The following is a 25,266-nucleotide window of genomic DNA, read 5'->3' as shown; positions in this document are numbered from 1 at the left end:
CGGCGGATCGTGCCGGTCGGGCCCGCTCAAGGACCGGTCCGGCGGCACCCCGGGGGCGCTCCTACGGCTCGGTCAGGCCCGCGACGAGTTCGTCGGCCGCCGCGTACGGGTCGAGCGTCCCGTCGGTGACCCTGGCGGCGAGGGCGGACAGCCGGGCGTCGCCGTGGAGGGTGCCGATGCGGCGGCGCAGCGCGGTCACCGCGATGTTCTCGATCTCGCCGGCGGCCCGGGCGCGGCGCCGCTCGGCGAGGGCGCCGCGCTCCTCCGTCCACCCGCGGTGCTTGTCGAGGGCGTCCAGCAGGTCGTCGACGCCCTCGCCGCGGCTGGCGACCGTCCGCACGATCGGGGGGCGCCAGTCCCCGGCCGCGCGGGCCTCGCCGAGGCCGAGCATGTGGTTCAGCTCGCGGGCGGTGGCGTCGGCGCCGTCGCGGTCGGCCTTGTTCACCACGTAGACGTCGCCGATCTCCAGGATTCCGGCCTTGGCGGCCTGGATGCCGTCGCCCATGCCGGGCGCGAGCAGCACCACCGAGGTGTCGGCCTGCGCGGCGATCTCCACCTCGGACTGGCCGACGCCGACGGTCTCCACCAGCACCACGTCGCACCCGGCGGCGTCCAGCACCCGGATGGCCTGCGGGGCGGCCCACGCCAGGCCGCCGAGGTGGCCGCGGGTGGCCATCGAGCGGATGTAGACGCCCGGGTCGGAGGCGTGCTCCGACATCCGCACCCGGTCGCCGAGCAGCGCGCCGCCGGAGAACGGCGAGGAGGGGTCCACAGCGAGCACGCCGACCCGGCGCCCGGTCCTGCGGTACGCGGTGACCAGTGCCGAGGTCGTGGTGGACTTGCCGACGCCGGGCGAGCCGGTCAGCCCGACGACGTAGGCGCCGCCGGTCAGCGGGGCGAGTGCCGCCATCACCTCGCGCAACTGCGGCGAGCCGCCCTCCACGAGCGAGATCAGCCGGGCCACCGCGCGCGGCCGCCCCGCGCGCGCCTGCGCGACCAGCGTCCCGACGTCCGCCGCCCGCTGCGGCCCGCTCCCGGTCCGGTCCCGCCCGGTGTCCCCACCGGGTGGCCGCTCCCGCTCCCCGCCCGTTCGTCCCTCGCTCACCGCGCGTGTTCTCCCTTTCGCCACCGGCGCGCCCTTCGGCCCGCTCGCCGGGGGCACCGTGTTCCCGTCACCGGCCCGTACGGCCCGTGCGGCGCCCCGTCCGCAGGGCCGCCCGCGCCGCACCGCCTCCCGTCAGTTGCCCGGCACCCGCAGGATCAGGGCGTCGCCCTGCCCGCCGCCGCCGCACAGGGCCGCCGCTCCGGTGCCGCCGCCGCGCCGCTTCAGTTCGAGCGCCAGGTGCAGCACGATACGGGCGCCGGACATGCCGATGGGGTGTCCGAGCGCGATGGCGCCGCCGTTGACGTTCACCTTTTCCGGTGTCACGCCGAGGTCCTTCATGGACTGCACGGCGACCGCGGCGAACGCCTCGTTGATCTCGATGAGGTCGAGGTCGTCGACGGTCAGGCCCTCCTTGCGCAGCGCGTGGTGGATCGCGTTCGACGGCTGGGACTGGAGCGAGTTGTCCGGCCCCGCCACGTTCCCGTGCGCGCCGATCTCCGCGATCCAGGGCAGCCCCAGCTCCTCCGCCTTCGCGCGGCTCATCACGACGACCGCCGCGGCCCCGTCGGAGATCTGCGAGGAGGTGCCGGCGGTGATGGTGCCGGCCCCGGTGCCGTCGGCGAAGGCGGGCCGCAGCCGGCCCAACGACTCCGCGGTGGTCTCCGGGCGGATGCCCTCGTCCTCGGCGAAGATCACCGGGTCGCCCTTGCGCTGCGGGATCTCCACCGGGGTGATCTCGGCGTCGAACAGGCCGTTCTTCCGGGCGGCGGCGGCCCGCTGGTGCGACAGGGCGCCGAACTCGTCCTGCGGGGCGCGCTCGATGCCGAGCCGGGTGTTGTGCCGCTCGGTGGACGCGCCCATCGCGATCTCGTCGTAGGCGTCGGTCAGCCCGTCGTGCGCCATCGAGTCGAGCATCTCGATCGCGCCGTACTTGTGGCCTTCCCGCGACTTGGGCAGCAGGTGCGGCGCGTTGGTCATCGACTCCTGGCCGCCGGCCACCACGACCTCGAACTCGCCGGCCCGGATGAGCTGGTCGGCCAGCGCGATCGCGTCGAGGCCGGACAGGCACACCTTGTTCACCGTGAGCGCGGGCACGTTCATCGGGATGCCGCCCTTGACCGCCGCCTGCCGCGCCGGGATCTGGCCGGCGCCGGCCTGGAGCACCTGGCCCATGATCACGTACTCCACCTGGTCGCCGGCGATGCCGGCCCGGTCGAGCGCGGCCTTGATCGCGATGCCGCCCAGGTCGGCCCCGGAGAACGTGCGCAGGCTGCCGAGCAGCCGCCCCATCGGGGTGCGGGCGCCGGCGACGATCACGGAGGTGCGGGCTTCCTGACTGGTCATGGTGCGGCCCCTTCGACTGAAGAGAGGTTAACGAGGGTTACCGTCAATGTACTGACCGGTAGCCTCGGGGTCACGAGGCGGAACGTGTGATGGCGCGCACGTTGCGTGACCACGCGCGCGTACGGTGAACTGGTCGCATGCTGACGCGCATCGACCACATCGGGATCGCCTGCTTCGACCTGGACGCGACCGTCGAGTTCTACCGTGCCACCTATGGCTTCGAGGTGGAACACAGCGAGGTCAACGAGGAACAGGGCGTCCGCGAGGCCATGATCAGGATCAGCGGGACCGACGACGGCGGGGCGTCGTACCTGCAACTGCTGGAGCCGACCCGGGAGGACTCCGCGGTCGGGAAGTGGCTCGCGAAGAACGGCGAGGGCGTGCACCACATCGCCTTCGGCACGGACGACGTCGACACCGACTCCGAGGCCGTGCGCGACAAGGGCGTGCGGGTGCTCTACAAGGAGCCGCGCCACGGCACCTCGGGGTCACGGATCACCTTCCTGCACCCGAAGGACTGCCACGGCGTCCTCACCGAACTGGTCACCTCCGCCCCGGGCGCCCCCGCCGCCCACGACGGGGAGTAGCGATCCGGTCGCCGGACCGCCGAACAGGCCCGAGACCACTGACCCAACCCCGGTCCCGCCCGGTAGAGTGACCGGGGCCGACCGGGGTGGGCGGCCGGGAGCACGCTCCTGGGTACGCTCCCGCTCCGCGACGTTGATCTGACACCATTCTTCGTATAGCTCTGTTCTCTCAAACGAGTTACGGAGAATCTCACCCGGTTGGCGGGTGAGGACGCCAGGAGACCGATGGGACCGCGGAGTGCGGGGCAACGACAGCTACCGGGCTGACGACCAGCTCTCTCGACTCGAAGCCGAGATGGACCGGCTGCGTACCGAGCGCGGCAAGGCGGTCGATCACGCCGACGACCTCGGGTACCAGGTCGAGGTGCTGCGCGCCAAGCTGCACGAGGCGCGCCGCAACCTCGCCTCCCGCCCCGCCTACGACAACATCGGGCACCAGGCCGACCAGCTTCTGCGCAACGCCCAGATCCAGGCCGACCAGCTACGCGCCGACGCCGAGCGGGAACTGCGCGAGGCGCGTGCCCAGACCCAGCGGCTGCTCCAGGAGCAGGCCGAGCACCAGGCCCGGTTCGAGTCCGACTGGCACGCCGAGGCCATCGCCCGCCGCCGCCAGCTCGACGAGGAACTGGCCGAGCGGCGCGCCACCGTCGAGACCCACGTCAACGAGAACGTGGCCTGGGCGGAGCAGCTGAGGGCGCGCAGCGAGTCCCAGGCCCGCCGGCTGATGGACGAGACCCGCGCCGAGGCCGAGGCGGCCCTGGCCGCCGCCCGCGCCGAGGCCGCCCGGATCACCGAGCAGACCGGCCAGCGGCTGACCTCGGAGGCCGAGACCGCCCGGACCGAGGCCGAGCAGTTGCTGCGTCGGGCGCGCGCCGACGCCGAGCGGCTGCTCGCCAGCGCCTCCGCGCAGGCCGCGGAGGCGACCAGCGAGGCCGAACAGTTGCGGACCACCTCCCGCAGCGAGTCCGACGAGGCGCGCAGCCGCGCCACCGAGTTGTCCCGGCTCGCCGACGAGCGGGCCCGCGGCGCCGAGGAGACGCTGCGGCAGGCCCGGGCCGAGGCCGAGCGGCTGCGCGAGGAGGCCGCGGCCGGCGCCGCCAAGCGGCTGGCGGCCACCGAGACCGAGAACGAGCAGCGCACCAAGACCGCGCGCGCCGAGATCGCCCGCATGGTCGGCGAGGCCACCAAGGAGGCCGAGGCGGCCAAGGCGGAGGCCGAGCAGACCGTCGCCGATGCCCGCGCCGAGGCCGAGCGGATCAGGACCGAGGCGCAGGAGACCGCCCGCGCCAAGGCCACCGAGGACGCCGCCGCGCAGCTCGCCCAGGCCGCCCGGTCCGCCGAGGAGATCCTGACCAAGGCGTCCGAGGACGCCCGCTCCACCACCAAGGCCGCGGCCGAGGAGGCCGAGCGCATCCGGCGCGAGGCCGACGCGGAGGCCGAGCGGCTGCGGGCCGAGGCGGAGGCGTCGGCGCAGGAGCTGCGCGGCGCCGCACAGGACGACACCGAGGAGTACCGCGCCCGGACCGTCGAGCTCCAGGAGGAGGCCCGGCGGCTGCGCGGCGAGGCCGAGCAGCTACGGGCCGACGCGGTCGCCGAGGGCGAGCGCATCCGCGGCGAGGCGCGGCGCGAGGCGGTCCAGCAGATCGAGGAGGCCGCGAGCAGGGCCGAGGAGCTGCTCGCCAAGGCGAAGGCCGACGGCGACGAGGTGCGGCAGGGCGCGACCGCCGAGGCCGACCGGATGCGCACGGAGTCGGTGGAGCGGGCCTCGGCGCTGAACGCCAAGGCCGAGGAGGCGCTGCGGAAGGCCCGTGAGGAGGCCGACGAGCTGCGCGCGGAGGCCGTCCGGCAGGCGGACGCGGCCAAGGCCGAGGCCGAGCAGACCGTCGCCGACGCCCGCGCCGAGGCCGAGGCGGCCGCGACCCGGCTGCGCGAGGAGGCCGAGGGCGACCTCGTCCGGCTGCGCGAGGAGGCCGAGGCGCGGGTGGCCGGCGCCGAGGAGGCGCTGCGCGAGGCGACCGCCGAGGCCGACCGGGTTCGCGCGGAGGCCGCCGAGGAGGCCGAGCGGCTGCGCGGCGAGACCGCCGAGCGGGTCCGCACCGTGCGGGAGCAGGCCGAGGCCGAGGCGGTCCGGCTGCGCGACGAGGCGGCCTCGGACGCGGCGCAGACCCGCGCGGAGGGCGAGTCGGTCGCCGTACGGTTGCAGGCCGAGGCGGCAGCCGACGCCGAGCAGCGCCGCACGGAGGCGCAGGAGACCGCCGACCGGCTGCGCGCGGAGGCCGCGGCCGCGGCCGAGCGGATCGGGGTGGAGGCCGCCGAGGCGCTGGGCGCCGCCCAGGAGGAGGCGGCCCGCCGCCGCCGGGAGGCCGAGGAGGTGCTGGGCGCGGCCCGCACCGAGGCCGAGCAGGAGCGCACCCAGGCCCGCCGGGAGAGCGAGGAACTGCTGGCCGCCGCCCGCAAGCGGGTGGAGGACGCCGGCGTCGAGGCGGACCGGCTGGTCGCCGAGGCCGAGCAGCGCGCCTCGGAGCTGGTGGCCGCCGCCGAGGGCACCGCGCAGCAGGTGCGCGACTCGGTCGCCGGGCTGCGCCGGGAGGCCGACGAGGAGATCGCCGGGCTGCGGTCGGCCGCGGAGCACGCCGCGCAGCGGCTGCGGGCCGAGGCGCAGGGCGAGGCGGACCGGCTGCGCGCCGACGCCAACTCCGAGCGGGAGCGGGCCGGTGAGGACGCCTCACGCGTGCGCCGGGAGGCGAACGAGGAGTCGGAGGCGGCCCGCGCGCTGGCCGAGCGCACCGTCGGCGAGGCGATCGAGGAGTCCGACCGGCTGCGGTCGGAGGCGCGCGGCGACGCCAACCGGATGCGCACCGACGCCGCCAACCAGGCCGACCAGCTCGTGGGCAAGGCCCGCGAGGAGGCCGAACGCCTCGGCGCGCAGGCCCGGGAGGCGCTGGCGAGCGCCGAGCGCAACGCCGAGGACTCCCGCGCGCACGCGCAGCGCGTGCTGGACGAGGCGCGTGAGGCGGCGAACAAGCGCCGCAGCGAAGCCGCCGAGCAGGCCGACGAGTTGATCGGCAAGGCGCAGGCGGAGGCGGTCAAGACGCAGTCCGCGGCGGAGCAGCAGGCCGACGCGATGGTCGGCGCCGCCCGCGGCGAGGCGGAGCGGATCGTCGGCGAGGCCACCCATGAGGGCAACGCGATGGTGGAGCGCGCCCGCACGGACGCCGATACGCTGCTGGCCGAGGCGCGCAACGACGCCACGAACACCCGCGACCGCACCGCCGAGTTGCGCCAGCGGGTGGAGTCCGAGGTGGAGGAGTTGCACGAGCGGGCCCGCAAGGAGGCCGCCGAGGCCATGAAGGTGGTCGGCGAGCGGGTCGACAAACTGGTGGCCGCCGCCACCGAGCAGTTGGGGGAGGCGGAGGCGAAGGCCGCCGAGATCAAGAGCACGGCCACGTCCGAGGCGAGCAAGGTGCGGATCGCCGCCGTGAAGAAGGTCGAGGGCCTGCTCAAGGAAGCGGAGCAGAAGAAGTCCGCGGCCGAGCGCGAGGCCGAGCGGGTGCGGAACGAGGCCCGGGCCGAGGCCGAGCGGATCGTGTCCGAGGGCAGAAGGGAGTTGGAGGTCCTGGTGCGCCGCCGGCAGGACATCAACGCGGAAATCTCCCGTGTCCAGGACGTGTTGGAGGCGTTGGAGTCGTTCGAGACGCCCGGCGGGGGGTCGTCCGGGAAGAACGCGGTGGCGGCCGGCGCCGGAATCCCCGCCACCCGTACGAGCGGCAAACGCGCCGACGAGGCACCACTCGATTGAGCGGACATTCTCCATACCGAATACGCAATGGCCCGGTGACACGCCGCCGCGGCCCCTAGGATTCCCCCTATCACCTCACCGGTCTGAATCATCGACAGGAACCCCATGAGCGACACTTCCTCCCCTTTCGGCTTCGAGCTCGTGCGTCGCGGATACGACCGCGGACAGGTGGACGACCGCATCACCAAGCTCGTCGCCGACCGTGACAGCGCACTGACCCGGATCACCGCGCTGGAGAAGCGCATCGAGGAACTGCACCTCGAAACCCAGAACGCCCAGGCCCAGGTCACCGACTCCGAGCCGTCGTACGCGGGTCTGGGTGCCCGCGTCGAGAAGATCCTCCGCCTCGCCGAGGAGGAGGCGAAGGACCTGCGCGAGGAGGCCCGCCGCGCTGCCGAGCAGCACCGCGAGCTGGCCGAGTCGGCCGCGGCCCAGGTCCGCAGCGACGCCGAGTCGTTCGCCGCCGACCGCAAGTCCAAGGCGGAGGACGAGGGCGCGCGGATCGTCGACAAGGCGAAGGGCGACGCGACGCAGCTTCGCGCGGACGCGCAGAAGGACGCCTCGGCCAAGCGCGAGGAGGCCGACGCGCTGTTCGAGGAGACCCGCGCGAAGGCCGCCCAGGCCGCCGCGGACTTCGAGACCAACCTGGCCAAGCGCCGCGAGCAGTCCGAGCGCGACCTGGCGTCGCGTCAGGCGAAGGCGGAGAAGCGGCTGGCGGAGATCGAGCACCGCGCGGAGCAGCTCCGGCTGGAGGCCGAGAAGCTGCGCACCGACGCCGAGCGCCGTGCCCGCCAGACGGTGGAGACCGCGCAGCGCCAGTCCGAGGACATCGTCGCGGACGCGAACGCCAAGGCCGACCGGATCCGCAGCGAGTCCGAGCGCGAGCTGGCGGCGCTCACCAACCGCCGCGACAGCATCAACGCGCAGCTGACCAACGTCCGCGAGATGCTGGCCACGCTGACCGGTGCGGCCGTCGCCGCCGCCGGCTCCCCCGCCGACGACGAGCCGGTCTCCCGCGGCGTCCCGGCCCAGCAGTCCCGCTGAGACGGCCCCTGTCCGGCCGGCGGCACGTTTTTCCACAACCCCCGTCCCTCCTCGGACGGGGGTTGTGCGTTCTGAAGTAGCCTCGGGCCCATGATTGAGTTGCAGGGGCTCACCAAGCGGTACGGGGACAAGACCGCAGTCGACCATTTGACCTTCACCGTGCGCCCCGGCGTGGTGACGGGCTTCCTCGGGCCGAACGGCGCGGGCAAGTCCACGACGATGCGCATGATGCTCGGCCTGGACAACCCCACCAGTGGCGACGTCCGGATCGACGGCAAGCACTACGCGCAGCTCAGCGAGCCGCTGAAGTACATCGGCGCGCTGCTGGACGCCAAGGCGATCCACGGCGGCCGCACCGCGTACCACCACCTGCTGTGCATGGCGCAGTCCAACCGCATCCCCCGGCACCGGGTGGACGAGGTGCTGGAGACGGTCGGCCTGAGCGCGGTGGCGAAGAAGCGGTCCAAGGGCTTCTCGCTCGGCATGGGCCAGCGGCTGGGCATCGCCGGAGCCCTGCTCGGCGACCCCGAGATCCTGATGTTCGACGAGCCGGTGAACGGGCTGGACCCGGAGGGCATCCACTGGATCAGGAACCTGATGAAGGGTCTGGCCGCCCAGGGCCGTACCGTCTTCGTCTCCAGCCACCTGATGAGCGAGATGGCGCTGACGGCCGACCACCTGATCGTCATCGGGCGCGGCCGGCTGATGGCGGACACCTCGATGTCGGACTTCATCGAGAAGAACTCGCGGTCGTACGTCCGGCTGCGCAGCCCGCAGCGGGAGCAGCTCAAGGACGTGATGGCCAAGGCCGGCCACACCGTGGTCGAGACCGCCGACGGCGGCTTCGAGGTCTCGGACGGCGACGCGGCCACGCTCGGTGAACTCGCGGCGAAGCACCAGCTCGTGCTGCACGAACTCAGCCCGCAGCGGGCGTCGTTGGAGGAAGCCTTCATGCAGCTCACCGCGGAGTCGGTGGAGTACCACGCGCACGGCCAGGTCGGCGGGCCGCCGGTCGGCGGACCCGGTGCGCCGGCGCGGGGGGCGGCCGGGCAGCCGGGCGCGCCCGCGGGCGCGCCGCCGTCCGCCGGATCGCCCTACGGCGGGTCCCCGTACGGCCAGTCGCCCTACGGACCGTCACCGTACGCCCCCGGCCAGGCCGCGCCGCAGGGACAGGGCTGGCAGCAACCGCAGCAGGGCGGGCAGGGCGCGCCTCCGCAGGCACCGCCGGCACCGCCCAACGCCCCGGAGTGGGGCGCGCAGTGGCGTGACCAGGGCAAGAAGAAGGGCCACTGACATGGCATCCACCTCCGCGGTCCTCCAGTCCGAGTGGACGAAGATCCGCTCGGTGCGCTCCACCGTGTGGACGCTCGCGCTGGCCTTCCTGGTCACCCTCGGGCTGGGCGCGATCATCAGCGCCGTGTTCAACAGCCAGTGGGGCTCGATGTCGGTGTCCGACAAGGCCACCTTCGACCCGACGAACACCAGCTTCTTCGGGATGACGCTCGGCCAGCTCGCGCTGATCGTCTTCGGGGTGCTGGTGATGTCCAGCGAGTACAGCACCGGCATGATCCGCACCTCGCTCGCCGCGGTGCCGCAGCGCGGCCACTTCTACGCCTCGAAGGTCGCCGTCGCCGGGCTGCTCGCGCTGGTCGTCGGCATGGTGACCAGCTTCCTGACGTTCTTCGTCGGGCAGGCGCTGCTCGGCTCGCACAACGCGTCGATCAGCGACCACGGCGTGCTGCGCGCGGTCTTCGGCGCCGGCCTGTACATGACGCTGATGGTGCTGTTCTGCGTGGGCGCCTCGGCGATGCTGCGCAGCCCGATGCTGGGGCTGGGCATCCTGATGCCCTTCTTCTTCCTGGTCTCGCCGATCCTGAGCGCGGTGCCGAAGGTCAAGTCCGTCGCCCGCTACTTCCCCGACCAGGCCGGGCAGAAGATCATGCAGGTGGTGCCGGACAGCGACAGCCACACGTCGTACGGCCCGTGGGGCGGCATCTTCATCATGGCGCTGTGGGTGGTCGCCGTGCTGATCGGCGGATACGTGGTGCTCAAGCGCCGCGACGCCTGAGGCCGGGCCGAGCGCGGGGCCGCCGCGGCGCCGGCCGCGGGCCGGCTCAGTAGCGCGGCGCGTTGCGGGACCGCTGCACCCTGCTGGTGCGGCGGTCCCTCGCGTTCCAGCAGGCGCGGTGCCAGTGCCGGCGGTCGTCCACGCCGCCGTGCTCGCGCCAGGCCACCACGTGGCCGACGCCGGGCGGGATCTCCTGGTCGCAGCCGGGGCAGCGGTAGTGCTTCCCCGAGGCGCTGCCGGCGATCGGCCGGACCACCCACTCGTCGCCCTGCCACTCCTCGGTGCGGCCGCCGCCGAGGCCCGGCTCGCGCTCCTGCGCGGGGGCCTGCTTGGTGGGGCGGTTACGTCGCGGCGACACGGGACACCTCGCGCTCTGCCCGGCCGGAACCCGGGCTGCACTGGTTCGACAGCGGACCTGCCCGACCCGCCGGGGCCGGACCGTCCCTCCAGGTTACGCGCAGGACCGGAGCCGGCTGGACACCCCGCGCGTTGCCGAAAATCATGAAAACTCCCGGCCAGGCCGTGCCTTTGGCACGTGCCAGGCGTTGGACGGGGAAAGAGGGGGTGCGTGATGCGCATCGGGACGTTCGTACTCGCGGCCCAGTTCCCCGGTCAGGGCCAGGGCGAGGCACTGGGCCGGGCGATATCCACGGCGGACGCGGCGGAGGCCGCGGGCCTGGACGCGGTGTGGCTGGCCGAGCACCACTTCGTGCCGTACGGCGTCTGCCCGTCGGCCGTCACCCTCGCCGGGATCGTCCTCGGCCGCACCTCGCGGATCGGTGTCGGCACCGCGGTCAGCGTGCTGCCCACCGTGCACCCGGTCGCGCTCGGCGAGCAGGCGGCGCTGCTGCACCTCGCCTCGGGCGGCCGCTTCACCCTCGGGGTCGGCCGCGGCGGCCCGTGGGTGGACCTGGAGGTCTTCGGCGCGGGGCTGGACGCCTTCGAGAACGGCTTCCCCGAATCACTCGATCTGCTGATGCGCTGGCTGCGCGAACCGGCGGTCGGCGCCCGGGGCGCCCGGTACGCCTTCCCCGAGGTGGCGGTGGTGCCGCGGCCGGACGAGCTGGACGGGCGGCCGGGACCGCCGGTGGTCGTGGCCTGCACCTCCCCCGGGACGGTACGGGAGGCCGCCCGCCGTGGTCTGCCCATGCTGCTCGGCATGCACTGCGGCGATGAGGACAAGGCCGCGATGGTCGCGATGTGGCGCCGGGCCGCCCGCGAGGCCGGGCACCCGCCGGACGCGGTGGCGGCCGCGGACCACGTCTCCGCGGGCGTGGTGCAGATCGCCGACAGCCGCGCGGACGCGGTGGAGGTACTGGCGAAGGCGATGCCCGGCTGGCTCCGGCAGGGCCTGTCCGCGCACCGCACCTACGACGGCCGGCCGCGCGCGATGCGCGACCCGCGCGGGTACACGGAACTGCTCTGCTCCCTCCACCCGGTGGGGCCGCCACAACTGTGCGCCGACCGGCTCGCCGCCACCGCCGAACGCACCGGCATCACCCGCTTCGCGCTGCTGGCCGAGGGCTCCGGCGACCTCGCCGCCACGATGGAGAACGTCGCCCGGCTGGGCGGTGACGTGCTCCCGGAACTGGCCTGATCCGGTGCGGAGCGCGGATCGCGGGAGCAGGCCCGGTTGTGTCCGGTGCGGGTGATCGTTTACGGCCGGCCGTCCGACGGCCGCGGACCGCCCACCGGCCGACCCCGCGGACGGGCCGGCCGGCGCGCGCGGCTCAGCAGTCGCGCAGCTCCGGCGACTGGTTGAGCACCTGGGACCGCAGCGAGGTGAACTCGCCGTAGCTGCGCTCCACCGCCGGGTCCAGGGGGAACACCGCCACCCGGTGGCAGTTCTGGAAGGCCAGCCGCACCCCGAAGTGCCGCTGCAACGCGCCGCGTATCGCGTCACTGGCCAGCGCGCGCAGTAGCTGACCGCGCTCCTTCTCACTCGGCGGCGGCACCTGGTTGTCGGCGAACTCTCCACCGTCGACCTTCAGTTGCGCCACCAGCGAGCTGATCATCTCCCACGCGTAGGGGAGGGACGTCCGGACGCAGTCGACGAACTCCTGCTCGTCGACCTCGCCTCGCTCGGCCTGTTCGAGAAGGGCCGGTGAGACGTCGAGCGACATGGGTACTCCTCTCGTGACCACGCGTCCGGCGGGGACGGGGTCTGCGGGCACCGCGCACGGCCGGAACCGCCGTGCGGGAGGACGTGTTGCCCGGAGGCCGCGCCACGCTGTGAAGTCGGCCCCGGTACGTCAACCGTAGGCGTCCTCTGCGCGGCCGCACCAGGCGGCAGCACCCACAACCGGCCAATTTTCCGGGCGGGGGCGCGGTCGGATAGCGTTGCGCACCATGCGCCTCGTGATCGCCCGCTGCTCCGTGGACTACGCCGGCCGGCTCTCCGCCCATCTCCCCTCCGCCACCAGGCTGTTGCTGATCAAGGCAGACGGCAGCCTCTCCGTGCACGCGGACGACCGCGCCTACAAGCCGCTCAACTGGATGTCCCCGCCCTGCTCGCTGAAGGAGGGCGACGACGGTGTGTGGACGGTCACCAACAAGGCCGGCGAGCAGTTGATCATCTCGATCGAGGAGATCCTGCACGACTCCTCCCACGAGCTGGGGGTGGACCCGGGCCTGATCAAGGACGGCGTCGAGGCGCACCTCCAGGAGCTGCTCGCCGACCGGATGGAGGTGCTCGGCGCCGGCTGGACCCTGGTCCGCCGCGAGTACCCCACGCCCATCGGCCCGGTGGACATCCTCTGCCGCGACGGCGAGGGCACCACCGTGGCGATCGAGATCAAGCGGCGCGGCGAGATCGACGGGGTCGAGCAGCTCACCCGCTACCTCGAACTCCTCAACCGCGACACCCGCATCGCGCCCGTGAAGGGCGTGTTCGCCGCGCAGGAGATCAAGCCGCAGGCCCGCGTGCTCGCCACCGACCGGGGCATCGACTGCGTGGTGCTCGACTACGACGCGCTTCGCGGCATCCAGGACGACAAGCTCCGCCTGTTCTGAGCGGCCGGACGCCGGAGGCACCGAGGGGCTGAGGAGGCTCCGCGCCCGGTCCTCCCGGTCCTCCGGCCCGGATGCCCGGGCCGGAGGTTCCCCGCCTACGACGTGGGCGCACCGGAGGTGGCGGCGTCCGTTCCGGTCGCGGGGTCGGAGGACGTCGCGGAGCCGGTGGACGTCGGGGCATCGGTGGACGTCGGGGTGTCGGACGACGTCACGGAACCCGTGGACGTCGGGGTGTCCGACGGCGTGGACGGCGCGCTGGCGGTCTGGCTGACATTGCTGCCTGTGGGAGTGGTCGGCGGACTGGTTGTAGCCGAGCCACTCGGCGTCGGGGTTGCACTCGACGGCGAAGTGCTCGGCGAATCCGGCTCCGTCGGCGTCGAGGCAGACGTCGTCGGGTTGCCGCCCCCTCCTCCCCCGTGGTGGCCGCCGCCCGTGGTGGTCGGAGTCGTGGTCGGGGGTGTGGTGGAAGCGTCGCCGCCGCTGGGCGTCGCGGTGCCCGCCGGGGTGGTCGCGGACGGGGTCGAGGCGGTCGTCGAGGGCGACGCGCTGGACGCGCCGCTGCTCGACGGGCGGTCCGTCGTGGCGTCCTGGGCCGGGGCCGACGCCGACGTGTCCGGCGGGTCCTGCTGGACGGACTCGATCGGCTTGACCTGGTTGTCCGGGTGGCTGTCGCCGCCCGAGGTGGCGCCGAGGGTGACGACCGTGCCGACCACGGCGGCGATCAGCACCCCGGTGCCGGCGGCCACCAGGTTGCGGCGGGAGCCGGACACCGCGAGCTTCCGCAGCCCGGGCGCGGCGGGGCCGGCCGCCGGTGACGCGGCGGGCGCGGGCCCCTTGCTGATGAACACCGGCGGGACGGCCTCGGGCAGCGCGAGCGTCGCCTCGGTCGCCGGCGGCTGCGGCTCGAACGGCGCCGCGGTGAGCTGCGCCGGGGCCGGCGGGGCCGGGGGGCCGATCAGGTCGGTGACGAGCGCGAGGGTGCGGCGGCCCACGACCGTGCCCTGCCGGTCGGCGAGCGCGGCGCGCAGCGCGATGGACGCCTCCAGGTCCGCCCGGGCCCGGTCGACGTTGCCCGTGCACAGCGCGAGCACCCCGAGCTCGTGCAGGAAGTACGCCTCCTCGGCGACCTCCCCCGACAGCCGCGCGGCCTCCTGGCCGACCCGCAGCGCCCGTTCCCAGGCGCCCCAGTGCAGCGCCGCGGCGAACGCGGGCGCGACCGTGCGGGCGAGCAGCACCGCGGCGCTGGCGTGCCCGCCGTCACGGCAGGCCGTCATCGCCGCGATGATCGCCTCGGACTCGGCGGTGGCCCGCTCGGGCGTGACCGAGGGGTGCCCGGTCCACCAGGCGTAGTGCAGTGCCGCGGTGTGCGCCTGGACGTCGGACAGCTCGTCGTCGACCGACAGGCTCGGGGCGAGCTGCGCCACCACGCCGGCCGACAGCCGGAAGTGCGCGGCGACCGGCACCGCGAGCCCCACGGACGTCAACTCACCGAGCGCCGCGTCACCGTGGGTGTCGCCGACGAGCGCGGGCAGGTGCGAGGGGTGCGGGCACTCGCCGTCCAGGGCGACCGCGAAGGCCAGCGCCTCCCGCGCCGCCTCGCTCAGCCGCGAGGCCAGCAGGTCCGCGGGGGCGGCGCTCTCCGCGAGCGAGGGCAGCGGACCCGGCGCGGACCACCCGGTGTCCGTGCTCCGGTCGCCGGTGCCGGCGCCCGGCGCGCCCTTCTGCCAGACCGAGTCGTCCCACTCTCCCGGCTCGGGCTCGGGCACCGGGGTGCGCAGCGCGTCCCGCTGCCGCAGCAGCGCGCCCGCCTGCACGAAACGCAGCGGCAGCCCCTCGGACTCGAACCACAGGTCGGCCGCCCACGCGCGCTCGTCCTGGGCCAGCGGCCGTCCGGCGGCGAGCTGGAGCAGGTCCAGGCTGGCGGCGCGGCTGAGGCCGGCGAGGAAGACCTCCTCGACCGCGGACTCGACGGCGGGCGCGGGCACGTCGGGTGTGGCGGAGGTCAGGAACGCGCACTCGGGGGCCGCGGCGAGCAGTTCCTCCAGCGCGGCGCCGCCGAACTCCAGGTCGTCCACGACCACCACGGCGCCGACCGGGCGCAGCAGCCCGGGCAGGTCGGCACGGGACGGCCGGTAGCCCTCACCGGCGTAGACGACGGCGTACAGGTCCTGGAGGACGTCCGCGACGGTGCGGTGGTAGCCGGACAGCCACAGCACGCCGTCGGGCGCGACGTCCCCGCAGGCGTTGGCCACGGACTCCAGCAGGGCGGTGCGGCCGGCCCCGGACGGGCCGGTGACGCGTATGGAGCGGCCGCGGGCCAGCAGGCGTATCACCCGCTCCCGCTCCTCGTCGCGCTCCAGCAGCGGCAGCTCGGGACCGGGCGGGCCCGGCGGCGGGGTGGGGCGGGCCCCCGCCGACCGCGCGGTGCGCTCCGCCGGGTCGCGGCGCACCGGCACCCGCGCCTCCTCGGGCGGGCGGACGACGACCTCGGTGCCGTCGACGTGGTTGATGGTGAGCAGGTAGTCCGGGGTCACCACGCGCTCGACCTTGGTGCGACCGCTGCCGCCGACCATGTCGGGTGCGAACGGGTCCCGGGCCGGGCGGGTCACGCGCGGTACGGGCGCGGTCGCGTCGAACAGCGAGGGGGCGCTGCCCGGCCGCAGCGCCGGCAACCGGTCGCCGTCACCGCCGCCGCTGCCACCGCCGCTGACCGCGCCGGCGGCGAACGCGTCGAAGCTGCCGCCCGGCCGTGCCGCTCCCCCGGTCCCGGCGCCGCCGGAGCGCCCGAAGGCGTCGAACGTACCGAACGCGTCGAACCCGGAGCCCTGCGCGGGCCCGGTCAGATCGCGGTCCGCGGGGGCGAGCCCGCCCGGGCCGGCGGCGTCGGCCGCCGGAGCCCCGCCGAACCCGTCGCCGAACCCCGCGACCTCGCCGCCCCCGAACGGCACGAGCCCCGCGCCCGGCCCCGGGGCGCCCTGGGCCGAGCTGCCGGCGGCGGCGTCGAAGGCGTCGAGGCCCCCCGCAGCCGGGGTGCCCGGGGCGTCGGACCCCACGCCGACCACGCGGCCCACCGCCATCTCCCCGTCGTCGGCGCCGTCCCTCCCGCCGCCGAACGCGTCACCGCCGAACGCGTCACCGCCCTGCGCGTCATCACCGAACGCGTCGACACCCTGCGCGTCATCACCGAACGCGTCGACGCCCTGCGCGTCGCCGTCGGACGCGTCTCCGCCGCGGGGTCCGGCGCCGTACCCGCCAGCGCCCTCGATGTGGCCGGCGCCGTACCCGTCAGTGCCCCCGGTGTCGGGGGCGGCGCCGAACGCGTCACTGATGTCGCCGTGGCCGGCGGCATCGCTCCCGGTGGCTCGGCCCCCGCTCCCGCCGGTGCCGAACGCGTCGAAGCTGTCGGCGTCCCTGAGCCGCGCGACGGCTCCGGCGCCCGCGGCGAGCCCGAGCCCGTCGTCGTCGACCGGCGGGTTCGTGAAGGTCCCGGGCGCGGGAAACGCGTCCGCTCCTCCGGACGCCGGCTCGGGCGCCGCGGGCCGCTCGGCCCGGCGCTGGTCGTAGCGCGCGCCCGGCCGCGGCGCTCCGGCCGCGAAGGCGTCGAACGCCCCCGCGGGCCGACGACCGCCGGAGCCACCTGCCCCTCCGGCGAAGGGCGAGACACCGGAACCGGGCACGCCCGCCCCCGGGCGCGGCTCGGCGCCGCCGCGCGGGGTGTCGTCACGCGCGCCGTCGCCGTCCGGGTCCGGGTCGGACTCGAAGCGCTCGGTGTGATCCATGTCGTACGCCCCCAAGGTGCGTCACTGGGCGGGGGCCGCCACGGGCTGTCGCGGGTCCGCGCGCGCGGACCGCCACCCGGTTCCCCTACTGCGGCGTACGCGGTGGCACGCCTCCTGGCCATCGATGCGCAAACTCTAGAGGTTCGCACACCGTCCTTGAAGTGCCGGGGTGCCTCACCGGCGGGAACCGGGGAGAACCGGCCGGAAACCGGGGAATGGCGCCGTTCACGCGGTTTGCGCGCCTACCTCCCCGACGTGCCGGCCACGCTCGCCGCCACGGCCGTCCCGGCTCACCGCCGCGCCGCCCGGCCCGCCGCCGCGCTCACTTCTCCGCCTCGATGGCCAGGATCCGGTGCAGCCGGGTGGCGATCAGCAGCCGCTGCATCTGCGGGGGCACACCGCGCAGCACCAGCCGGCGCCCGCCGCGGCCGGCCCGCCGGTGCGCGCCCATGATCACCCCGAGGCCGGTCGCGTCCCACGAGTCGAGTTCGGTCAGGTCCAGCACCAGGTCGCCGTGGCCGGCGTCGAGCGCGGTGTGCAGGGCCGTGCGGGCGTCCGCGGCACTGCGCACGTCGAGGCGTCCCCCGACGACCAGCTCGGCGTGGTCGCCCCTGATGTGCATAGTCACTCCCGGACGGTGCTGGCGTGGACACGATGCTGGACACGGTGCTGGTGCGGACACGTGCCGGTCGCGGACACGGTGCCGGCGCGGACGGCCCCGCGCGCGGCGTGGACGGACGCCGCGCGCGTGGTGTGAACGTGTCGGTCCGTCAGTCCTCACACAACTGACGGCCCGTCGTATACAGAAGTTGCCTGCTGTGAGCGAACCGATACCGAATTCACTCCTCTGAGTGAACTCGGTTAGTACGTGTAGAACCCCTGGCCACTCTTGCGGCCCAGGTCGCCGGCGTCGACCATCCGCCGCATGGCCTCCGGCGGGGCGAACTTCTCGTCCTGCGACTCGGTGTAGATGTTGTCGAAGGCGTGCAGCAGGATGTCCACGCCGGTCAGGTCGGCGGTGGCGAGCGGGCCCATGGCGTGGCCGAAGCCGAGCCGGCACGCGGTGTCGATGTCCTCCGCCGAGGCCACGCCGGACTCCTGCAATCGGATCGCCTCGACCACCAGCGCCGAGATCAGCCGGGTGGTCACGAACCCGGCCACGTCGCGGTTGACCACGACACAGGTCTTGCCGGTGCTCTCCGCGAACTCCCGGGCCCGGGCGAGCGTGTCGTCGCTGGTCTTGTAGCCGCGGACCAGCTCGCACAGCCCCATCATCGGCACCGGCGAGAAGAAGTGGGTGCCGACGACCCGTTCGGGGCGCTCGGTCGCGGCGGCGATCTTCGTGATCGGGATCGCCGAGGTGTTGGAGGCGAGCACCGTCCCGTCGCCGACCAGCCGGTCGAGGGTGCGGAAGATCTCCCGCTTGACCTCGATCTCCTCGAAGACCGCCTCCACCACGAAGTCGGCGTCGGCGGCCGCGTCCAGGTCCGTGGTCGTGGTGATCCGGGCGAGCGCCGCCTCGGCGTCACCGGCCGCCAGCTTCCCCTTGGCCACGAACTTCCCGTAGGACGCGGCGATGGCGTCCCGGCCGCGGGTCAGGGCCGCGTCGGTCACGTCCCGCAGCACCACCTCGTAACCCGCCTGCGCGGACACCTGCGCGATACCGGCGCCCATCAGTCCGGCTCCGACGACCGCGAGCTTCTTCGCCACGGCACACACCTCTCCGTTGGGGTATCTGGCCGGACCCTAACGCCCCTTCAGCACCGGGCGCAGCACCATGTCGGCCGCGTCACCGTGTGTCCTTGGTCGCACAGTTGGGGGGCGCGGCCCCGTGTCCCGGCGGGCCGGGCAGGCCCTACCCTCGTCGGCATGGTCAACCTCACCCGCATCTACACCCGCACCGGCGACGACGGCACCACCGCGCTCGGCGACATGAGCCGCACCGCCAAGACCGACCCCCGGATCGGCGCCTACGCCGACGCCAACGAGGCGAACGCGGTGCTCGGGGTGGCGCTCGCGCTCGGCGACCTCGCACAGCCGGTGGCCGCCGTCGTGACCCGGGTCCAGAACGAGCTCTTCGACGTGGGCGCGGACCTGGCCACCCCGGTGGTGCCGGACCCGAAGTACCCGCCGCTGCGGATCGAGCAGCCCTACGTGGACCGCCTGGAGGCCGAGTGCGACCGCTTCCTGGCCGACCTGGACAAGCTGCGCAGCTTCATCCTGCCCGGCGGCACCCCCGGCGCGGCGCTGCTGCACCAGGCCACCACCGTGGTGCGCCGCGCGGAGCGCTCCACCTGGGCTGCCCTGGAGGAGCACGGCGACACGATGAACCCGCTGACCGCGACCTACCTGAACCGCCTGTCGGACCTGCTGTTCATCCTCGCCCGCACCGCGAACGTCACGCGCGGCGACGTGCTGTGGGTGCCGGGCGGGGACCGCTGAACACGGGAGCGGCGGGTGCGGCGCGCGGGTGGCGCCGCACAGCGGGACCGAGGCCCGAGAGCGGGACTCAGGCCACGTTGACGCGCTGTCCGGGCGGGGCCGCCTCCAGCCAGGCGAGGAAGCCGGTCAGCGCGTCGTCGCTCATCGCCAGCTCCAGCCGGGTGCCGCGGTGCACGCAGCACAGCACCACCGCGTCCGACAGCAGCGCCAGCTCCTCCGAGCCCTGCGGCTCACGGCGGCCGGTGACCTCGATGGCGGGGCGCTCCAGCACCCGGCGCGGCCGGACCGCGTACGAGAAGACCCGAAACCACTCCACCCGGTCGCCGCTGTAGCGGGCCACGCCGTAGACCCAGCCCTTGCCGGCGGCCGATTCGGCGTCGCCGGCCGGGGCCGGGCGCAGCGAGCAGTCGAAGGTGCCGCCGGGGCGCTGGATGAGGCGCCGGCGCAGCCCGAAGAGGAAGAGGCCGAGCAGCGCGGCCACCAGGACGGCGCCGCCCACTTCGAAAGCGAGGATCACGTCCACCGACCTCCTCGCCTCGCCATGGTTGCCGCCCTTGCTGCGTCCGGTGCCGCGGTCCGCCCCGTCCGGGCGTTCCGCGGCACCGTGGGTCCTGCCGGGTCCTACGTCCTGCGGTGAATCCTGTTCAGCGTGCGCCGGCCGCCGCGGCGAGCCGCACCTCCGCGCGGCGCTCGGCGCCGGCGTCGGACTCCGACTTGGAGCGCTGCAACGCCCGCTCGGCCCGGTCGACGTCGATCTCGTCGGCGAGCTCGGCGATCTCCGCGAGGACGGAGAGCTTGTTGTCCGCGAAGGAGATGAACCCTCCGTGCACGGCGGCGACGACGGTGCCGCCGTCGCTGGTCCTGATGGTGATCGGACCGGACTGGAGCACCCCGAGCAGCGGCTCGTGGTTGGCCATGATGCCGATGTCACCCGACTTGGTACGGGCGACGACCAGGTTGGCCTCGCCGGACCAGACGTTGCGGTCCGCGGCGACCAGCTCGACGTGAAGATCGGCCAAGACGGCTCCTCGGGTTGGCACCCACCGCCTGCGGGGGATGCGTAGGACACAGAATAAGGGGTGCGACCGGAAGGCCGGTCCGAGGACCCCCTTCGGGGTCCGTCGGACCGCCCCCCGGTCGCGCGGGCCTGCCGGCCCGGGTGGTGCGGGGTGTCAGCTCACGCCCAGCTTCTTCGCGTTGGCCTTGAGGTCGTCGAGGCCACCGCACATGAAGAACGCCTGCTCCGGGAAGTGGTCGAACTCACCGTCGGCGATCGCGTTGAACGCCGTGATCGACTCGTCCAGGGACACGTCCGAACCGTCCACACCGGTGAACTGCTTGGCCGCGTGGGTGTTCTGGGACAGGAAGCGCTCGATCCGACGGGCACGGAAGACGGTGAGCTTGTCCTCCTCGCCCAGCTCGTCGATGCCCAGGATGGAGATGATGTCCTGGAGGTCCTTGTACTTCTGCAGGATTCCCTTGACGCGCGAGGCGCAGTCGTAGTGCTCCTGCGTGATGTAGCGCGGGTCCAGGATGCGCGAGGTGGAGTCCAGCGGGTCCACCGCGGGGTAGATGCCCTTCTCCGAGATCGGCCGCGAGAGCACGGTCGTCGCGTCGAGGTGGGCGAAGGTGGTGGCCGGGGCCGGGTCGGTCAGGTCGTCCGCGGGGACGTAGATCGCCTGCATCGAGGTGATCGAGTGACCGCGGGTCGAGGTGATCCGCTCCTGGAGCTGGCCCATCTCGTCGGCCAGGTTCGGCTGGTAGCCCACCGCGGAGGGCATCCGGCCGAGCAGCGTGGAGACCTCGGAGCCGGCCTGGGTGAACCGGAAGATGTTGTCGATGAAGAACAGCACGTCCTGGTTCTGCACATCGCGGAAGTACTCCGCCATGGTCAGGCCGGCCAGGGCGACGCGCAGCCGGGTGCCCGGCGGCTCGTCCATCTGGCCGAAGACGAGGGCGGTCTGCGGGAGCACGCCGGACTCGGCCATCTCCGCGATCAGGTCGTTGCCCTCACGGGTGCGCTCGCCGACGCCGGCGAACACGGAAACGCCCTCGTGCAGCTTGGCCACACGCATGATCATTTCCTGGATGAGCACGGTCTTGCCGACGCCCGCGCCGCCGAACAGGCCGATCTTGCCGCCCTTGACGTACGGGGTCAGCAGGTCGACGACCTTCAGGCCGGTCTCGAACATCTCGGTCTTCGACTCGAGGTCGTCGAACTTCGGCGCCTTGCGGTGGATCGCCCAGCGCTCGGTGACCTCCGCCTCGGCCTCCGGCTCGTTGAGGATCGCGCCGAGGGTGTTGAAGACGCGGCCCTTGGTGACGTCGCCGACCGGCACCGTGATGCCGTCGCCGGTGTTCGTCACCGGAGCCTGGCGGACCAGGCCGTCGGTGGGCTGCATCGAGATGGCGCGGACCAGGCCGTCGCCCAGGTGCTGCGCGACCTCCAGGGTCAGCGTCTTGGTGGCGCCGTCCGCGGACGGGTCGGCCACGTCGACGTGCAGGGCGTTGTAGATCTCCGGCATGGCGTCGACGGGGAACTCCACGTCGACGACCGGGCCGATGACCCGCGCCACGCGCCCGGTGGCCGTGGTGGTTTCAACAGTGGTGGTCATGTGGTCAGTCACTCCCCGCGCTAGCGTCGGCGAGGGCGCTCGCGCCACCGACGATCTCGCTGATTTCCTGGGTGATGTCGGCCTGTCGGGCCGCGTTGGCAAGCCGCGTGAGCGACTTGATGAGGTCTTCCGCGTTGTCGGTCGCGGACTTCATCGCCCGGCGGCGGGCCGCGTGCTCGGAAGCGGCGGACTGCAGCAGTGCGTTGTAGATCCGGCTCTCGACGTACCGCGGCAGCAGCGCGTCCAGCACGCCTTCCGCGGACGGCTCGAACTCGAACAGCGGCAGGGCCTCGCCCTTGCGGCGCTGCACGTCGGCGGCCTCGCCGTCGGCCTCGGCGGTGCCCGGGGCGTCGTCGAGGGTCAGCGGCAGCAGCCGCCTGGCCACCGGGTTCTGCGTCATCATCGAGACGAACTCGGTGAAGACGATGTGCAGCTCGTCCACCCCGCCCTCGGCCGTGTCCCTCAGCAGCGCCTCGATCAGGGGCGCCGCGACGGTCTTGGCGTCGGAGTACTGCGGGCTGTCGGAGAAGCCGGTCCAGGACTCGACGACCGGGCGCTCGCGGAAGCTGTAGTACGCCACCGCCTTGCGCCCGATGACGTAGGACTCGACGTCCTTGCCCTCGGCGCGCAGCCGCTCGCCGAGCCGCTCCCCGGCCTTGATCGCGTTGGAGGAGTAACCGCCGGCCAGACCGCGGTCGCTGGTCACGACCAGTACCGCGGCCCGGGTCGGGTGCTCCGCCTCGGTGGTCAGCGGGTGCTTGGTGTTGGAGCCGGTCGCGACCGCGGTCACCGCGCGGGTCAGCTCGTCCGCGTACGGGGACGAGGCCGCCACCTGGCGCTGGGCCTTGATGATCCGCGAGGCCGCGATCATCTCCATCGCCTTGGTGATCTTCTTGGTGGCGGTGACGGACCTGATCCGGCGCTTGTAGACCCGAATCTGTGCGCCCATGCGATCAGCCCTCGACCAGCAGCGTGCCCGAGGACGTCTCGAACTGCTTCTTGAAGGCGGCGACGGCGTCGGTGAGCGTCTCGATGGCCTCGTCCGGCAGCTTGCCGGTCTCGACGATCGCGGTGAGCAGCGACTTGTGCTCGCGGTGCAGGTAGTCCAGCAGCTCGCGCTCGAACCGGCGGATGTCCTCGACCGGTACATCGTCGAGCTTGCCGGTGGTGCCGGCCCAGATCGACACGACCTGGTCCTCGACCGGGAAGGGGGCGTACTGGCCCTGCTTGACCAGCTCCATCATCCGCTGGCCGCGCTCGAGCTGGGCCTTGGAGGCCGCGTCGAGGTCGGAACCGAAGGCGGCGAACGCCTCCAGCTCACGGAACTGCGCGAGGTCGAGCTTGAGCCGGCCGGAGACCTGCTTCATCGCCTTGATCTGCGCGGAGCCGCCGACCCGGGAGACCGAGATACCGACGTTCAGCGCGGGCCGCTGGCCGGCGTTGAACAGGTCGGACTCCAGGAAGCACTGGCCGTCGGTGATGGAGATGACGTTGGTCGGGATGAACGCCGACACGTCGTTGGCCTTGGTCTCGACGATCGGCAGACCGGTCATCGAGCCCGCGCCCAGGTCGTCGGAGAGCTTCGCGCAGCGCTCCAGCAGGCGGGAGTGCAGGTAGAAGACGTCGCCCGGGTACGCCTCGCGGCCCGGCGGGCGGCGCAGCAGCAGGGAGACGGCGCGGTAGGCGTCGGCCTGCTTCGACAGGTCGTCGAAGACGATCAGGACGTGCTTGCCCTGGTACATCCAGTGCTGGCCGATGGCCGAGCCGGTGTACGGCGCCAGGTACTTGAAGCCGGCCGGGTCGGACGCCGGGGCGGCGACGATCGTGGTGTACTCCAGCGCGCCGGCCTCCTCCAGCGCGGCGCGCACGCCCGCGATGGTGGAACCCTTCTGGCCGATGGCGACGTAGATGCAGCGGACCTGCTTCTTCGGGTCGCCCGAGCGCCAGTTGTCGCGCTGGTTGATGATCGTGTCGATGGTCAGCGCGGTCTTGCCGGTCTGCCGGTCGCCGATGATCAGCTGGCGCTGGCCGCGGCCGATCGGGGTCATCGCGTCGACGGCCTTCAGGCCGGTCTGCATCGGCTCGTGGACCGACTTGCGCTGCATGACGGTCGGCGCCTGGAGTTCGAGGGCGCGGCGGCCCTCGGTCTCGATCTCGCCGAGGCCGTCGATCGGGTTGCCCAGCGGGTCCACGACCCGGCCGAGGTAGCCCTCACCGACCGCGACGGAGAGCACCTCGCCGGTGCGCTGCACCGGCTGGCCCTCCTCGATGCCGTCGAACTCGCCGAGGATGATCGCACCGATCTCGCGCTCCTCGAGGTTGAGGGCGAGGCCGAGGGTGCCGTCCTCGAACTTCAGCAACTCGTTCGCCATGGCCGAGGGCAGACCCTCGACCTTCGCGATGCCGTCACCGGCAACGCTGACCGTGCCGACCTCCTCGCGCGAGGCGGCGTCCGGCTGGTACGACTGGACGAAGTTATCCAGCGCGTCCCGGATCTCCTCCGGCCGGATCGTGAGCTCCGCCATCTGGGTTCCCTGCTCTCCTTGTTGGGCCCGGTATTCCTCACGGCCCAACTAGGGCCGCCTTCATGCTTGTTGCGTTGGTGGCTGTCAGCCGGCCATGCGGCGGGCGGCTTCGTCGAGCCGGTCCGCGATGGAGCCGTTGATGACCTCGTCGCCGACGCGTACCCGCACCCCGCCGAGGACCGAGGGGTCCACGTCGAGGTTCAGGTGCACCGGGCGGCCGTAGATCCGGGACAGCGCGTCTGCGAGCCGCTGCTTCTGCCGGTCACTGAGCGGAACGGCCGAGACCACTTCCGCCACCGTCCGGCCCCGGCGGGCCGCTGCCAGCTTGGACAGGGATTCGATCCCGCCCTCCAGGCTACGTCCTCGCGGCGCGGTGACCAGTCGTACGACCAGCCGTTCCGTCACCGGCTTGGCGCGGCCGCCGAGCAGCCGGCCCAGCAGGGCGCTCTTCGCCTCGGTGCTCGCCGCGCGGTCGGCCAGCGCGGCGCGCAGCTCGCTGCTGCCCGCGGCGATCCGGCCGAACCGGAAGAGCTCGTCCTCGACGTCGTCCAGGTCGCCACCGCGCTGGGCGGCGATCAGGTCGGCGCTGTCGGCCAGCTCCTCCACGGCGTCCACCAGGTCGCGGGAGCGCGACCAGCGGGACCTGACCATGCCGGCCACCAGGTCGAGCGTCTCGCCGCCGATCTGGCCGCCGAGCAGCCGGCGGACCAGGTCCGCCTTGGCCTCACCGGTCTGCGCCGGGTCGGTCAGCGCACGGCGCAGACCGCTCTCGCGGTCGAGCAGCGTGGTGACCGAGGACAGCTCGCCGCCGAGGCGGGCCGCGTCCACCGACGTGTTGTCGGTCAGCGCGTCCAGCCGCTCGCGGGCGGCGGCCAGTGCTTCGCGGCTGGCGCCGTTCATCGGTCACACTCCCCGGCTCGTTCGCACACCGCACTGCGCAGCGCAC

The 25,266-nt window shown here is 73.6% G+C and carries 20 protein-coding genes and 1 pseudogene; 8 read left to right on the top strand and 13 right to left on the bottom strand.

The genetic code is table 11. From position 1 onward, the window contains the following. Positions 1-61: 61 nt before the first annotated feature. Positions 62-1,000: a methylmalonyl Co-A mutase-associated GTPase MeaB gene (gene meaB, locus RVR_RS25690; RefSeq protein WP_202239134.1), complete on the bottom strand. Its 939-nt coding sequence runs from the start codon at positions 998-1,000 to the stop codon at positions 62-64. Positions 1,001-1,237: 237 nt separating this feature from the next. After that, a complete protein-coding gene (locus RVR_RS25685; RefSeq protein ID WP_202236283.1) occupies positions 1,238-2,449 on the bottom strand; it encodes an acetyl-CoA C-acetyltransferase in 1,212 nt (403 codons plus the stop codon). 137 nt (positions 2,450-2,586) lie between these two features. Between RVR_RS25685 and mce the strand changes: the two genes are divergently transcribed. The 5 genes and pseudogenes from mce to RVR_RS25660 all read left to right on the top strand — a co-directional run bounded on the left by mce (position 2,587) and on the right by RVR_RS25660 (position 9,947). Then, positions 2,587-3,036, top strand: a complete 450-nt coding sequence (gene mce, locus RVR_RS25680) for a methylmalonyl-CoA epimerase (protein WP_202236282.1) — start codon at positions 2,587-2,589, stop codon at positions 3,034-3,036. A 238-nt stretch (positions 3,037-3,274) separates the two neighbouring features. After that, on the top strand, positions 3,275-6,835 hold the full coding sequence (gene scy, locus RVR_RS25675; RefSeq protein ID WP_202236281.1) for a polarized growth protein Scy: 3,561 nt from the start codon (positions 3,275-3,277) through the stop codon (positions 6,833-6,835). A 105-nt stretch (positions 6,836-6,940) separates the two neighbouring features. Next, positions 6,941-7,879, top strand: coding sequence for a coiled-coil domain-containing protein (locus tag RVR_RS25670; protein WP_202236280.1), 939 nt, complete (start codon positions 6,941-6,943; stop codon positions 7,877-7,879). Positions 7,880-7,969: 90 nt separating this feature from the next. Next, a pseudogene (locus RVR_RS25665) lies at positions 7,970-8,971 on the top strand (ABC transporter ATP-binding protein); the annotation flags it as partial. A 202-nt stretch (positions 8,972-9,173) separates the two neighbouring features. Further along, a complete protein-coding gene (locus RVR_RS25660; protein WP_202236278.1) occupies positions 9,174-9,947 on the top strand; it encodes an ABC transporter permease in 774 nt (257 codons plus the stop codon). A gap of 46 nt (positions 9,948-9,993) precedes the next feature. On the opposite strand, the gene RVR_RS25655 is transcribed toward RVR_RS25660, so the two are convergent. Beyond that, positions 9,994-10,305 (bottom strand): ATP/GTP-binding protein, encoded by a 312-nt coding sequence (locus RVR_RS25655; protein WP_202236277.1) that lies wholly within the window; start codon positions 10,303-10,305, stop codon positions 9,994-9,996. Between the two features lie 213 nt (positions 10,306-10,518). Here RVR_RS25655 and RVR_RS25650 point away from each other — a divergent pair, with 213 nt between their 5' ends. Further along, complete coding sequence (locus tag RVR_RS25650; RefSeq protein ID WP_202236276.1) at positions 10,519-11,544, top strand: LLM class flavin-dependent oxidoreductase; 1,026 nt, start codon at positions 10,519-10,521, stop codon at positions 11,542-11,544. Positions 11,545-11,677: 133 nt separating this feature from the next. Here the strand turns inward: RVR_RS25650 and RVR_RS25645 are convergent, their stop codons facing one another. Then, on the bottom strand, positions 11,678-12,070 hold the full coding sequence (locus tag RVR_RS25645) for an SCO5389 family protein (protein WP_202236275.1): 393 nt from the start codon (positions 12,068-12,070) through the stop codon (positions 11,678-11,680). A 226-nt stretch (positions 12,071-12,296) separates the two neighbouring features. On the opposite strand from RVR_RS25645, the gene nucS reads away from it, so the two are divergent. After that, positions 12,297-12,959, top strand: a complete 663-nt coding sequence (gene nucS, locus RVR_RS25640; RefSeq protein ID WP_202236274.1) for an endonuclease NucS — start codon at positions 12,297-12,299, stop codon at positions 12,957-12,959. A gap of 95 nt (positions 12,960-13,054) precedes the next feature. On the opposite strand, the gene RVR_RS25635 is transcribed toward nucS, so the two are convergent. The 3 genes from RVR_RS25635 to RVR_RS25625 form a co-directional block, all read right to left on the bottom strand. Next, a complete protein-coding gene (locus RVR_RS25635) occupies positions 13,055-16,738 on the bottom strand; it encodes an ATP-dependent Clp protease ATP-binding subunit (RefSeq protein WP_202236273.1) in 3,684 nt (1,227 codons plus the stop codon). A 322-nt stretch (positions 16,739-17,060) separates the two neighbouring features. Next, positions 17,061-17,360 (bottom strand): STAS domain-containing protein, encoded by a 300-nt coding sequence (locus RVR_RS25630; protein ID WP_202239132.1) that lies wholly within the window; start codon positions 17,358-17,360, stop codon positions 17,061-17,063. Positions 17,361-17,599: 239 nt separating this feature from the next. Continuing rightward, a complete protein-coding gene (locus tag RVR_RS25625) occupies positions 17,600-18,448 on the bottom strand; it encodes a 3-hydroxyacyl-CoA dehydrogenase family protein (RefSeq protein ID WP_202236272.1) in 849 nt (282 codons plus the stop codon). 159 nt (positions 18,449-18,607) lie between these two features. Between RVR_RS25625 and RVR_RS25620 the strand changes: the two genes are divergently transcribed. Then, on the top strand, positions 18,608-19,180 hold the full coding sequence (locus RVR_RS25620; RefSeq protein ID WP_202236271.1) for a cob(I)yrinic acid a,c-diamide adenosyltransferase: 573 nt from the start codon (positions 18,608-18,610) through the stop codon (positions 19,178-19,180). Positions 19,181-19,247: 67 nt separating this feature from the next. Here the strand turns inward: RVR_RS25620 and RVR_RS25615 are convergent, their stop codons facing one another. From RVR_RS25615 to RVR_RS25590, 6 genes are all read right to left on the bottom strand, one after another. Further along, positions 19,248-19,697, bottom strand: a complete 450-nt coding sequence (locus RVR_RS25615) for a DUF2550 domain-containing protein (protein WP_202236270.1) — start codon at positions 19,695-19,697, stop codon at positions 19,248-19,250. Positions 19,698-19,824: 127 nt separating this feature from the next. Further along, positions 19,825-20,199 carry a F0F1 ATP synthase subunit epsilon gene (locus RVR_RS25610; protein ID WP_202236269.1) on the bottom strand — a complete coding sequence of 125 codons (375 nt, stop codon included), beginning with the start codon at positions 20,197-20,199 and terminating at the stop codon, positions 19,825-19,827. A gap of 153 nt (positions 20,200-20,352) precedes the next feature. Next, entirely contained in the window at positions 20,353-21,795 is a 1,443-nt protein-coding gene (gene atpD / locus RVR_RS25605) for a F0F1 ATP synthase subunit beta (protein WP_202236268.1), read from the bottom strand. 4 nt (positions 21,796-21,799) lie between these two features. Next, positions 21,800-22,744: a F0F1 ATP synthase subunit gamma gene (locus RVR_RS25600; RefSeq protein ID WP_202236267.1), complete on the bottom strand. Its 945-nt coding sequence runs from the start codon at positions 22,742-22,744 to the stop codon at positions 21,800-21,802. A 4-nt stretch (positions 22,745-22,748) separates the two neighbouring features. Further along, on the bottom strand, positions 22,749-24,320 hold the full coding sequence (gene atpA / locus RVR_RS25595) for a F0F1 ATP synthase subunit alpha (protein ID WP_202236266.1): 1,572 nt from the start codon (positions 24,318-24,320) through the stop codon (positions 22,749-22,751). 84 nt (positions 24,321-24,404) lie between these two features. Continuing rightward, entirely contained in the window at positions 24,405-25,220 is an 816-nt protein-coding gene (locus tag RVR_RS25590; protein ID WP_202236265.1) for a F0F1 ATP synthase subunit delta, read from the bottom strand. Positions 25,221-25,266: the final 46 nt, after the last annotated feature.

Source organism: Streptomyces sp. SN-593 (genome assembly GCF_016756395.1).
Classification (GTDB): Bacteria; Actinomycetota; Actinomycetes; order Streptomycetales; family Streptomycetaceae; genus Actinacidiphila; species Actinacidiphila reveromycinica.
The sequence above is the reverse complement of the archived record's forward strand: the minus strand, read 5'-3'. Positions and strand labels throughout refer to the sequence as shown.